The sequence below is a fragment of the Streptomyces resistomycificus genome, assembly GCF_001514265.1.
GTDB classification, from domain to species: domain Bacteria; phylum Actinomycetota; class Actinomycetes; order Streptomycetales; family Streptomycetaceae; genus Streptomyces; species Streptomyces resistomycificus.
This window is the reverse complement of record NZ_KQ949006.1, coordinates 127,860-138,978: the sequence shown is the minus strand read 5'-3', so window position 1 is coordinate 138,978 and position 11,119 is coordinate 127,860. Positions and strand designations below refer to the sequence as shown.

The 11,119-nt window shown below is 71.5% G+C and carries 11 protein-coding genes; 8 read left to right on the top strand and 3 right to left on the bottom strand.

The window, feature by feature from the left end; translation table 11 throughout:
- Positions 1-47: 47 nt before the first annotated feature.
- Positions 48-689: a superoxide dismutase gene (locus tag AQJ84_RS38105; protein WP_030044377.1), complete on the top strand. Its 642-nt coding sequence runs from the start codon at positions 48-50 to the stop codon at positions 687-689.
- A 110-nt stretch (positions 690-799) separates the two neighbouring features.
- Here the strand turns inward: AQJ84_RS38105 and AQJ84_RS38100 are convergent, their stop codons facing one another.
- From AQJ84_RS38100 to AQJ84_RS38090, 3 genes are read right to left on the bottom strand one after another with little or no spacing between them, the layout of a single operon-like run.
- Positions 800-1,579: an SAM-dependent methyltransferase gene (locus tag AQJ84_RS38100; protein WP_030044376.1), complete on the bottom strand. Its 780-nt coding sequence runs from the start codon at positions 1,577-1,579 to the stop codon at positions 800-802.
- Between the two features lie 12 nt (positions 1,580-1,591).
- Positions 1,592-2,230: a histidine phosphatase family protein gene (locus tag AQJ84_RS38095; RefSeq protein WP_030044375.1), complete on the bottom strand. Its 639-nt coding sequence runs from the start codon at positions 2,228-2,230 to the stop codon at positions 1,592-1,594.
- Between the two features lie 43 nt (positions 2,231-2,273).
- On the bottom strand, positions 2,274-3,755 hold the full coding sequence (locus tag AQJ84_RS38090; RefSeq protein WP_030044374.1) for an FGGY-family carbohydrate kinase: 1,482 nt from the start codon (positions 3,753-3,755) through the stop codon (positions 2,274-2,276).
- 166 nt (positions 3,756-3,921) lie between these two features.
- Here AQJ84_RS38090 and AQJ84_RS38085 point away from each other — a divergent pair, with 166 nt between their 5' ends.
- The 7 genes from AQJ84_RS38085 to AQJ84_RS38055 are packed head-to-tail and all read left to right on the top strand — an operon-like array spanning position 3,922 to position 11,072.
- Positions 3,922-5,343 (top strand): ABC transporter substrate-binding protein, encoded by a 1,422-nt coding sequence (locus tag AQJ84_RS38085; protein WP_030044373.1) that lies wholly within the window; start codon positions 3,922-3,924, stop codon positions 5,341-5,343.
- Between the two features lie 5 nt (positions 5,344-5,348).
- Entirely contained in the window at positions 5,349-6,233 is an 885-nt protein-coding gene (locus AQJ84_RS38080) for a carbohydrate ABC transporter permease (RefSeq protein WP_030044372.1), read from the top strand.
- Positions 6,230-7,060, top strand: coding sequence for a carbohydrate ABC transporter permease (locus tag AQJ84_RS38075; RefSeq protein ID WP_030044371.1), 831 nt, complete (start codon positions 6,230-6,232; stop codon positions 7,058-7,060). The genes AQJ84_RS38080 and AQJ84_RS38075 overlap by 4 nt, the downstream gene beginning before the upstream one ends.
- The gene (locus AQJ84_RS38070; protein ID WP_030044370.1) at positions 7,057-8,148 is read left to right on the top strand and encodes an ABC transporter ATP-binding protein; all 1,092 of its coding nucleotides are present in this window, start codon (positions 7,057-7,059) and stop codon (positions 8,146-8,148) included. Before AQJ84_RS38075 ends, AQJ84_RS38070 begins: the two co-directional genes overlap by 4 nt.
- The gene (locus AQJ84_RS38065; protein WP_030044369.1) at positions 8,145-8,987 is read left to right on the top strand and encodes a DeoR/GlpR family DNA-binding transcription regulator; all 843 of its coding nucleotides are present in this window, start codon (positions 8,145-8,147) and stop codon (positions 8,985-8,987) included. Before AQJ84_RS38070 ends, AQJ84_RS38065 begins: the two co-directional genes overlap by 4 nt.
- Positions 8,965-10,041 carry an ABC transporter ATP-binding protein gene (locus AQJ84_RS38060; protein WP_030044368.1) on the top strand — a complete coding sequence of 359 codons (1,077 nt, stop codon included), beginning with the start codon at positions 8,965-8,967 and terminating at the stop codon, positions 10,039-10,041. The genes AQJ84_RS38065 and AQJ84_RS38060 overlap by 23 nt, the downstream gene beginning before the upstream one ends.
- Complete coding sequence (locus AQJ84_RS38055) at positions 10,038-11,072, top strand: 2-hydroxyacid dehydrogenase (RefSeq protein ID WP_053192334.1); 1,035 nt, start codon at positions 10,038-10,040, stop codon at positions 11,070-11,072. The genes AQJ84_RS38060 and AQJ84_RS38055 overlap by 4 nt, the downstream gene beginning before the upstream one ends.
- Positions 11,073-11,119: the final 47 nt, after the last annotated feature.

Below are 11,119 nucleotides of genomic sequence, written 5' to 3'. Positions count from 1 at the left end.
TGCACTTGCAATCTATGTGCAATAAGAGGTTCGGAGGGGACCCCGTCATGCCCGTGTACACGCTGCCCGAACTGCCCTACGACTACTCCGCGCTCGCCCCCGTGATCAGCCCCGAGATCATCGAGCTGCATCACGACAAGCACCACGCCGCCTATGTGAAGGGCGCGAACGACACGCTGGAGCAGCTGGCGGAGGCGCGTGACAAGGAGAGCTGGGGCGCGGTCAACGGCCTGGAGAAGAACCTGGCCTTTCATCTGTCCGGGCACATCCTGCACAGCATCTACTGGCGGAACATGACCGGCGAGGGCGGCGGTGAGCCGCTCGCCGTCGACGGGGTGGGGGAGCTCGCGGACGCGATCGCGGAGTCGTTCGGGTCGTTCGCCGGGTTCAAGGCCCAGCTGACCAAGGCCTCCGCGACCACGCAGGGTTCCGGGTGGGGTGTCCTCGCCTACGAGCCGCTGAGCGGCCGGCTCGTCGTCGAGCAGGTCTACGACCACCAGGGCAACGTGGGTCAGGGCTCGGTGCCGATCCTCGTCTTCGACGCCTGGGAGCACGCCTTCTACCTGCAGTACAAGAACCAGAAGGTCGACTTCATCGAGGCCATGTGGCAGGTCGTCGACTGGCAGGACGTGGCCCGGCGGTACGAGGCCGCCAAGTCCCGTGCGGACGTGCTGCTGCTGGCGCCCTGACGCCTCCGTAGAGCGTCCTGCCTCGTGATCGTCTTCTCACCCTTCACGTCGGCAGGCGGAAAGACGGGAGCCCCCGCGAGGACGTGACTCGCGGGGGCTCTCCGGTGCCGTTACGGCTTGCGGCCCAGGCCGCCGTGCTGGCCGATCGGCTGTGGCTCGTCGGTGCCGGGCTCGGGGCGCCACAGGGGGACGGACACCACGCCCGGCTCCACCAGCTCCAGCCCGTCGAAGAAGGCCGCGATCTGGTCGACCGGGCGCAGGAAGTACGGGACCGCGCCGGTCTCGTTGTAGGCGTCCTGGGCCTGCTCGTAGGCCGGGTCGGTGCCCCGGGAGCCGTCGTTGACGCAGAGGTAGCTGCCGGAGGGCAGGCCCTCCAGGAGGCTGTGCACGATGGCGCGGGCCCCGTCGTAGTCGGCGACGTGGCCGAGGATGCCGCTGAGGATCAGGGCGGTCGGCTGCGTCAGGTCCAGGGTCTTCGCGGCGGCCCGCAGGATCTGCTCCGGCTCGAAGAGGCTGATCGCCTCGTACGCCGTCGCGCCCTCGGGCGTGGAGGTGAGCAGGGCGCGGGCGTGCGCGAGCACCAACGGGTCGTTGTCGACGTAGACGATCCTCGACTCGGGGGCGGCGCCCTGGGCGACCTCGTGGGTGTTGTCCACGGTGGGCAGGCCGGTGCCGACGTCGAGGAACTGGCGTACGCCCGCCTCCCGCACCAGGTAGCGGATGCTGCGCCCGAGGAAGGCGCGGCTGCCTCGGGCGATGGTGACGATGCCGGGGAAGACGGCGGTGTAGGCGTCACCGGCCGCCTCGTCCACCGGGTAGTTGTCCTTGCCCCCGAGCCAGTAGTTCCAGATCCGGGCCGAATGCGGCACCGAGGTGTCGATCTCCGTCATGCGCACATAGTGCTACGAGATGCCCGGCTCGCACGGCACATTGAGGGAGAGAAGTGCGGCGGATCCGTCCGGGGTCACGCGGAGTTCACTGATCGCGGCGTTGAGCAACCGAGGGAACACCCTGCGGTACTCCCCGGCCGGGATCGACAGCAGCGTGCACAGCACCAGACGGAACAGGGTGTTGTGGGCGACCACGAGGACCCGTTCGCCGGGGTGGGCGGCGGCGATCCGGCGCAGGGCCTCGGCGCCGCGGGCGGCGGCGGCCTTCGGGTCCTCGGCGCCGGGGAAGGGGTGCGCCACGGGGTCGGCCCGGTAGGCCGCGGCCCCCGCCGGGTCCTCGGCGGCGAACTCCGCGAGGGTTCGGCCCTCCACCACACCGAAGTCGCACTCGCGCAGGCCGGGCTCGCGGTGCGGGGTGAGGCCGAGGGCCCGGCAGGCGGGCTCCGCCGTGACGACGGCCCGGGACACCGGTGACGTCCAGACCGCGTCGACCGGGTGCGCGGCGGCCCAGCGCCCGAGCGCCTCGGCCTGCTCGCGCCCGGTGTCCGTGAGGGACACGTCGCTGACCCCGGCGTACCGGTTCTCGGCGTGCCAGACCGTCTGCCCGTGGCGGGCCAGCAGCAGGGTGGCGGGGGTGGGTGTGGTGTTCATGGATGGGTCCGTCCGTGGAGGGCCGGCGACAGGGCTGGGCTCATCAGCCCGCAGTATCCCGGTTCGACCGGTCGCGCGCGTGTGCCGCGACGGGCGCCGGCAGCCAGCCGCGGACCGTCAGTTCGTCGACGAGACGGACGTACGGCTCGGCGAACAGGGCCGTGCGGCCGGGGCGGGGGTGGACGACCTCGCTCAGCCGGGTCATGCGTTCGGCGACGTCCGCCAGACCCCGGTCCGGGCCGGTCCCGTACGCACTCCCGTACGCCGCCAGCACCGCCATCCCCAGCGCCGGTTCGGTCTGCTTCGGTACGCGCACCGGGCGTCCCAGGATGTCGGCGCGCAGCTGGTTCCAGTAGGCGCTGCGCGCGGCGCCCCCGGTGAAGGTGAGGGGCCCGTCGAGCGGGGCGCCCAGAAGGTGCAGGTAGTCCAGGCACAGCCGCTCGGTGAAGGCGACCCCCTGGAGCAGGCCGGCCCACAGGTCGGCGTCACCGGCGGGCTCGCCGAGCAGCAGGGCGGTGGCGTCCGGAGCCAGGAAGGGGAACCGTTCGCCCGGCGACACCAGCGGGTAGGCGACCACGCCGGACGGTTCGAAGGCGGCAGCCCGCCGGTCCATGGCCGCGGGATCCGCGCCCGCGAAGCCTGCGGTCAGCACCCCCGCCCCCACGCTGGACGCCCCGCCCGGCAGCCAGGTCCCGTCCGGGGCCCGGTGGTTGTAGACGACGCCGGTGGCGTCCCGCACGGGAGTGGCGCAGGCGCCCTTCAGGACGAGCGTCGTCCCGAGCACCGAGTTCCAGGAACCCGGCCGCAGCGCCCCCGAGGCGATCTGCGCCGCGCAGCCGTCCGTCATCCCGGCGAACACGGGGGTCCCGGCGGGAACGCCGGTGGCCTCGGCGGCGGCCGGGCAGACCTCCCCCAGGCGGGTGCCGGGCCGTACGACCTCGGGCAGGTCCAGGGCGAGGTCGGGCCACGCCTCGCGCTCCACGTCATACCCCGTCTTGAGGGCGTGGCTGGAGTCGGTCGGCACCGGTCGGCCGACGAGCCGTGCGGTGATCACGTCGGGCTGGTGGGTGACCCTCGAGCCCCGGTCCCGCCCCTGGGCGCCGACCAGCCACAGCGCCTTCGGCAGCGCCCAGCTGTCCTGCACCGCGAGCCCGGACGCCCGGAGCCGCGCGGCCTCCGCCGCCGCCCGCGTGTCGTCGTACATCAACGCGGGGGTCACCGGGCGTCCCGAGCCGTCCGTCAGCAGCACGGTCCCGGACGTCCCGCACACCGCGAGCCCGCCGATCCGGACACCCTTCCCGGCGCCCGGCCGTGTGACCGGGTCGGGCGCCAGCGCCGCCCGGCACGCCGTGCGCACCGCCTCCCACCACTCCCCCGGGTCCTGCTCGTGCCGCCCGCCCTCCCGGCGTCCGGCCAGGGGAACGCTGCCGGTGCCGAGGACCGTCCCGTCGCCGGTGACCACCAAAACCCTGACGCTCTGCGTGCCCAGATCGATGCCCAGCCATGCCTCGTTCTCACCCACCATCCAGACCTCCGTTCTTCGCGCCCCCGGACGTGAACTTCTCACTCTGCACCGAGATTTTGGTGTGCGCGAGGGATTGACGGCCAACTTCCGCCGTTCCACCCTCTGTTAACGAATCGACTCACCGTGTTGGCCGAGCACCGGACCCAGCCCCACCTGGAGGTCACGGATGGACACGCACGCGCACGACCGTCGCCGCTTCCTCACCCTGACCGCCGCCGCGGCCGCGGCCCCTCTGCTCACCGCCTGCGGTGCCGGCTTCGGCGGGGACGACCAGCAGGGCGACGGCTCGGCCGCGGACGACGTCACCGGCTCGTTCGACTGGAAGCGGGAGCAGGGCACCACCGTCAAGGCGCTGCTCAACAAGCACCCGTACACGGACGCGCTGGTCGCCGATCTGAAGGCGTTCACCGAACAGACCGGGATCAAGGTCGAGTACGACGTCTTCCCCGAGGACAACTACTTCGACAAGCTCACCGTGGACCTGTCCAGCGGGCGCGCCTCCTACGACGTGTTCATGCTCGGCGCGTACATGGTCTGGCAGTACGGACCGCCGGGCTGGCTGGAGGATCTCGGGCCCTGGATGAGCAACTCCTCGGCCACCGACGGGGACTGGGACCAGGGCGACTTCTTCCCCAACCTCCTCCAGGCCGACCAGTGGTCCCTGAAGGCCGGCGCCCCGCTCGGACAGGGCGGGCAGTACGCGCTGCCGTGGGGCTGGGAGACCAACGTCGTCGCCTACAACACGGAGGTGTTCGGCAAGCTGGGGCTGAAGCCCGCCGAGACCTTCGACGAGCTGCGCGAACTCGCCTCGGCCATCAAGAAGAAGGCGCCCGGCGCCGGTTACGACGGCATGTACGGCATCGCGGTGCGCGGCTCGCGCAGCTGGGCGACCATCCATCCCGGCTTCATGACGATGTACGCCCGCAACGGGCTGCGGGACTTCACGGTCGACGGCGGGAAGCTCACACCCGCGATGAACACCCCTCAGGCCGTCGCGTTCACCGAGGACTGGGCGGGCATGGTCAAGCAGGGCGGCCCGCCGTCGTGGACGTCGTACTCCTGGTACCAGTGCTCCAGCGACCTCGGCGCGAAGAAGGCCGGGATGCTGTTCGACGCGGACACGGCCGCCTACTTCCAGGCCGTCGAAGGGGCCAGTCCCGCCTCCGGGAGGATCGCCTTCCATCCGGGCCCCAAGGGACCGGACGGGTCCCTCGCCACCAACATGTGGATCTGGTCGCTCGGCATGAACGCCAAGAGCAAGAAGAAGAGCGCCGGTTGGCTGTTCCTGCAGTGGGCGACCGGCAAGGAGCACCTGCGCCGGAGCGCGGTCACCCACAACCACATCGACCCGGTGCGGAAGTCGGTCAGCCAGGACGCCGCCTACAAGGACAAGATGAGGAAGCTGCCCGGCTTCCTCGAGACCTTCGAGACCGTCGTCGACCAGACGAGGATCCAGTTCACCCCGCAGGCCCAGTTCTTCGACGCGACGACCAGCTGGGCCGCCGCCCTCCAGGAGATCTACGGCGGCCAGGGCGCGAAGTCGGTCCTCGACGACCTGGCCGGCGACCTCGCCGACAAGGTGGACTGAGCGCGATGGGTCTGCGGCTCGCCCTGCGCCCGTACGTGCTCATCGTCCCGGCGCTCCTGCTCACCTGCGGAATCCTCTATCCCTTCGGACTCGGGCTGTACTACACGCTGTTCGACTTCTCGGCGAGCAAGCCGCAGCCCGACATGGTGGGCTTCGAGAACTACCGGACGGTCTTCACCCAGGAGGCGTTCTGGAACTCGGCGTGGGTGACCGTGCTGTACGCGGTCGGTGCCGCCGCCGTCGAGACCGTGCTCGGGGTCGCCGTCGCCCTGCTGCTGCACCGCTCCTCGGTGGTCGGGCGGATCCTGGAGAAGATCCTGATCCTGCCGCTGATGATCGCCCCGGTGATCGCGGCGATCATCTGGAAACTGATGCTGCAGCCGTCCGTGGGGGTCGTCAACCACCTCCTGGAACCGGTCGGGCTCGGCGGTGTGCAGTGGACGGACACCCCGACCGGCGCGCTGCTCTCGTCGATCGCCGTCGACGTGTGGGTGTACACGCCGTTCGTGGCGATCCTCGCGCTCGCCGGGCTGCGGTCGCTGCCCACCTCGCCGTTCGAGGCGGCGGCGGTCGACGGGGCGGGCTGGTGGTACACGTTCCGCCGACTGACCCTGCCGATGCTGTGGCCGTACGTGCTGGTGGCGGTGATCTTCCGGTTCATGGACTCGCTGAAGGTGTTCGACATCATCTACGCCCTCACCGAGGGCGGGCCCGGCGACTCCACGGTCGTGCTGCAGATCCGCGCCTACCTGGAGGCCATCCGCTTCCAGCGCTACTCCTTCGGGATCAGCTACACGATCGTGCTGTGGGCCGTGGTGTACCTCGCCGCGATGGTGCTGGTGCGGCATCTGGGGAAGATCCAGCGGCGGGCCGCGGAGGTGACCAGATGAGCACGGGAAAACGCCTGTCGGGCGTGCTGGCCGACCTCGCCCTGATCCTCTACTTCGTTTTCGCCCTGTTCCCGATCGCCTGGATGGTGATCCTGTCCCTGAAGCCGGCCGACCAGCTCTTCAGCACGTACTTCTCCTTCTCCCCGACCCTCGACGGCTACCGGACGGTCCTCGGGGACAGCGAGGGCATCCCGTTCGTCCGCTTCTTCGTCAACAGCCTGGTCGTGTCGGTGGGCGCGGTGGCGCTGTCGCTCGTCGTGGGGCTGCCCGCGGCGTACGCGTCGGCGCGGTGGCGGTTCAGGGGCTCCGAGAACCTGATGTTCACGCTGCTGTCGTTCCGCTTCGCGCCCGAACTCACCGTGATCATCCCGCTGTTCGTGCTGTACCAGAAGCTCGGCCTCTTCGACACGTACGTCGGCATGGTCTGGGTGCTCCAGCTCGTCACGCTGCCCCTGATCGTGTGGATCATGCGGTCCTACTTCGCGGATCTGACGCCGGAGCTGGAGCAGGCCGCGCTGCTGGACGGCTACACGCGCAGACAGGCGTTCTTCCGGGTGGCGCTCCCGCTGGTCAAGCCGGGCGTCGCGGCCGTGTCGCTGCTCGCCTTCATCTTCGCCTGGAACAACTTCGTCTTCCCGCTGATCCTCACCTCCAACGAGGCCCAGACGGTGACCGTGGGCGCGCTGTCCTTCCTCGGCGGCGACCGGCCCAAGTACAACCTCACGGCCGCGGCCGCGCTGGTGTCCGTCGTGCCGCCGCTGCTGCTCGCGCTGACCATCCAGCGGTATCTGGTGCGGGGGCTGTCGTTCGGGGCGGTGAAGTCGTGATCCGGCTGACGGGCGTCCACAAGACGTACGGCAGGGCCACCGCCCTGGACGGCCTCGACCTGGACGTCGGCGAAGGCGAGTTCTTCTGCCTGCTCGGCCCGTCCGGCGCAGGCAAGACCACCACGCTGAAGACCGTCGCCGGCCTCGAACGCCCCGACTCCGGCACGGTCGAGATCGACGGCGAGGACATGAGCACCGTCGAGCCCTACGACCGGGGCGTGGCCATGTGCTTCGAGAGCTACGCCCTCTACCCGCACCGCTCGGCCTACGACAACCTCGCCTCTCCGCTGCGCTCGCCCCGGCACCGGCTGCCCGCCGCCGAGGCCCGCGCCCGGATCACCGAGGTCGCCGAACTCCTCGGCATCGGCGCCCTGCTGGACCGTCCGGTGGGCCGGCTGTCCAACGGCCAGCGCCAGCGCGTCGCCCTCGGCCGGGTCCTGGTCCGTCCGGCCCGCGCCTTCCTGCTGGACGAGCCGCTGTCCCATCTGGACGCCAAGCTGCGTCAGCAGATGCGGGCCGAGCTGAAGGCGCTCGGGGCGGTCCGGCGCACGACCACCCTGTACGTCACGCACGACTCGGTCGAGGCGCTGGCGCTCGGCGACCGGATCGGCGTGATCCGGGACGGGCGGATCGTGCAGACGGGGACGCGGGAGGAGATCTGGTACCGGCCCCGCGACACGGAGGTCGCCCGGGCCTTCGGGCGGCCGCGGATCAACCTGCTGCCGGGGGTCGTCGCGGCCGGCGGGGTCTTCCGGTCGGCGGACGGGTCGCTCGAGGTGCCGGTCGGGGCGCCGGTGCGGGAGGACACCGAGGTCCTGCTCGGCGTGCGCCCGCGGGACCTGGGGCTGGGCGGGCCCGGCCACGCGCTCACCGGCACCGTCTACGTCACCGAGGTCCTCGGCCGGTCGGTGGAGGTGACCGTCCGGCTCGGCGGGCAGCAGGTGTCGCTGATCGTCCCGCGCGGCGACGCGTCCGGTCTTCGCGCCGACGATCCGGTACGGCTGACGGTCCGGCCTGAGAACCTGCTGCTGTTCGAGGCCGACCGGCCAGGGCGCCCAGGACGACGGATCGGGAAGAGCGCGCGATGAGCAGCAGCAACCACAGCAGCACGAGCGGCAGCGCCCAGCAGGGGCCGGCGGCCCGGCAGGCCGCGATGGCCGAGCGGGTCCTGGCCGACGGATCGGCGACCGCCGCCGACCTCGCCGAGCACTTCGGGGTGAGCCTGATGACCATCCACCGCGACCTCGACGAGCTCGAACGGCAGGGTGTCGTGCGCAAGTTCAGGGGCGGGGTGACCGCCCAGCCGTCCGGGGTGTTCGAGTCGAACGTGCAGTACCGGCTGAAGACCATGCGGCGGGAGAAGGCCGCGGTGGCCGAGCACGCGCTCCGGCTCGTGGAACCCGGCATGGCGGTGATGCTCGACGACTCCACCTCCACCCTGGAGATAGCCCGCAGGCTGCGGCTGGGCGAGATCACCCCCCTCACGGTCGTCACCAACTTCCTGGAGGCGATCAACCTGCTCTCCGACCAGCGGGGCATCCATCTGATGGCCCTGGGCGGGGACTACGACCCGCTGCACTCGTCGTTCCTCGGGGTGTCCTGCGTGGAGGCGGTGCAGTCGCTGCGGGTGGACGTCTGCTTCGCCTCGACGTCCGCGGTGCACGGGGGGTACGCCTACCACCAGGAGCAGCACATCGTGTCCGTGAAGCGGGCGATGCTCGACGCGGCCGCCCGCAACGTCCTGCTGATCGACCACTCGAAGCTCGCCCGGACCGCCCTGCACCGGGTCGTCCCGCTGTCCCGCTTCGACCTGGTCCTGGTCGACGACGGGGCGTCCGCGGACGCCCTGCGTGACCTGGACGAGCACAAGGTCCGTTACGAGGTGTGTGCCACGGAGGGCCGCCATGACCGAGCTGGAGCTACGTGATCTGCGCAAGACCTACCGCGCGCGGGGCCGCCCCGCGGTGGAGGCGGTGCGCGGGCTCGACCTCGCGCTGCGCTCGGGCGAGCTGCTGGGCCTCCTCGGCCCGTCGGGCTGCGGCAAGTCCACCACCCTGCGGATGATCGCCGGCCTGGAGACGGTGACCGGCGGGGACATCCTGGTGGCCGGGTCGTCGCTGGTCGGCAGGCCCGCGCAACAGCGCAACATCGGGGTGGCGTTCGAGAACTACGCGCTGTACCCGCCGCTGACGGTGGCCGGGAACCTCGCGTTCGGGCTTCGGGCCCGGGGGCGCGCAGCCCGCAAGGACGTCGAGCGCAAGGTCGCCGACATCGCCGAGCGGGTCGGCCTCACCGGTCTCCTCGACGCCCGCCCGGCCGGCCTGTCCAGCGGCCAGAAGCAACGCGTCTCGCTGGCCCGGGCCCTGATCCGCGAGCCGGACGTGCTGCTCCTGGACGAGCCGCTGTCCCACCTCGACGCGGCCCAGCGCGACACGACCCGCCGTGAACTCAAGCGGATCCAGAAGGACCTGGGCCATACGACGATCCTGGTGACGCACGACCAGGAGGAGGCACTCTCCCTCGCCGACCGGATCGCCGTGATGAAGGACGGTGTCATCCAGCAGCTCGGGACGCCCTACGAGATCTACGACAGTCCGGCCAACCTCTTCGTCGCGGACTTCGTCGGCGAACCCCCGATCAACCTGCTGCCCGGCGTCGCGGACGGCGAGGGGCACGCCCGGCTCTCGGACGCGGCGCGGATCGCCCTGCCGGTGCCGGTGGCGGCGGGCCGTGAGGTGGTGGTCGGGATCCGTCCGGAGGACCTGTGCCTGTCCCCCGAGGGCCTGTCCGCCCGCGTGGTCGCCCACGAGCCCCTCCTGGAGTCGGGCATCGCCACCCTCGCCCTCGGCGGCATCGAGCGCCCGCTCGTCGTCCTCACCGGCCCGGAGACACGGCTCGCGCACGACGAGCGGGTCCATGTCACCGCGGACGCCCAGCTCACCCATGTGTTCGACGCCGAGACGGGAGACGCCCTCCGATGAGCGAGACCCTGCGTGTGGTGGCCGCCGGCGACCACTTCGTCCTGCCGGATCTGATCGCCCGGGCGGTGGCCCACGAGGTCGGTGAACACCCCCTACGGACAACGGAGCTGAAGCTCGGCTGGCCTCTGGAGCCGTTCGGTGCGGTGGCGGAGGTCAGTGAGGCGAGCGACGCCGAGGACGCGCTGATCGAGGCGCTGGCCGGGGCGGAGGTGCTGGTCACCCAGATGGGCCCGGTCACCGAGCGCGTCCTGGCGGCCGCACCGGACCTGCGGCTGGTCGTCGTGTGCCGGGGCGGCCCGGTCAACGTGAACCTTGAGGCGGCCAAGTCCCGTGAGGTGAGGGTCTGTTACGCGCCGGGCCGGAACGCCGCCGCCACCGCCGAGTTCACCGTCGGTCTGATGCTGGCGGCCCTGCGCCGCATCCCCCAGGCCCACGACCTCCTCGCCCGGCAGGGGAGTTGGGAGGGGGCCGCGTACTACACGTACGAGCACAGCGGTCTGGAACTGGAGGACCTGCCCGTCGGGCTGATCGGTTACGGAGCCGTGGGCAGCCGGGTCGCCCGCGTGCTGTGCGCCTTCGGGGCGCGGGTGATGGTGTACGACCCGTACGTGCACCACCACGAGATCCACGGCCTGCGCCTGGCCGACCTCGACGAACTCCTGCGCAGGTCCCGCGTGATCACCCTGCACGCCCGGCTCACCGACGAGACCCGCGGCCTGGTCGGCGCCCGTGAACTCGCCCTGCTGCCGCCCGGCGCGGTGGTGGTGAACGCGGCCCGTGGTCCGCTGCTGGACGAGGCCGCCCTGTGCGACGCGCTGGAGAGCGGGCGGCTGTCGGCGGCGGCGCTGGACACCTACGAGCAGGAGCCGCTGCCGGCCCGCTCACGACTGCTGGATCTGGGTGAACGCGTGGTCCTCACCCCGCACCTCGGCGGGGCGAGCCGGGCCGTGGCCGAGAAGGCGGCGAGGATCGCGGCGGCGGAGGTGGGCCGCTGGGTGCGCGGCGAGCCGCTGGCGCACTGCCTGACCTGACGTCCGCCCTGGCGTCCGCCGGGCACCCACCCCCGACATCCCTCCCC

Coding starts and splice junctions, on each gene's coding strand:
- AQJ84_RS38105 (WP_030044377.1), top strand. CDS start 48: ATGCCCGTGTACACGCTGCCCGAACTGCCCTACGACTACTCCGCGCTC.
- AQJ84_RS38100 (WP_030044376.1), bottom strand. CDS start 1,579: ATGACGGAGATCGACACCTCGGTGCCGCATTCGGCCCGGATCTGGAAC.
- AQJ84_RS38095 (WP_030044375.1), bottom strand. CDS start 2,230: ATGAACACCACACCCACCCCCGCCACCCTGCTGCTGGCCCGCCACGGG.
- AQJ84_RS38090 (WP_030044374.1), bottom strand. CDS start 3,755: ATGGTGGGTGAGAACGAGGCATGGCTGGGCATCGATCTGGGCACGCAG.
- AQJ84_RS38085 (WP_030044373.1), top strand. CDS start 3,922: ATGGACACGCACGCGCACGACCGTCGCCGCTTCCTCACCCTGACCGCC.
- AQJ84_RS38080 (WP_030044372.1), top strand. CDS start 5,349: ATGGGTCTGCGGCTCGCCCTGCGCCCGTACGTGCTCATCGTCCCGGCG.
- AQJ84_RS38075 (WP_030044371.1), top strand. CDS start 6,230: ATGAGCACGGGAAAACGCCTGTCGGGCGTGCTGGCCGACCTCGCCCTG.
- AQJ84_RS38065 (WP_030044369.1), top strand. CDS start 8,145: ATGAGCAGCAGCAACCACAGCAGCACGAGCGGCAGCGCCCAGCAGGGG.
- AQJ84_RS38060 (WP_030044368.1), top strand. CDS start 8,965: ATGACCGAGCTGGAGCTACGTGATCTGCGCAAGACCTACCGCGCGCGG.
- AQJ84_RS38055 (WP_053192334.1), top strand. CDS start 10,038: ATGAGCGAGACCCTGCGTGTGGTGGCCGCCGGCGACCACTTCGTCCTG.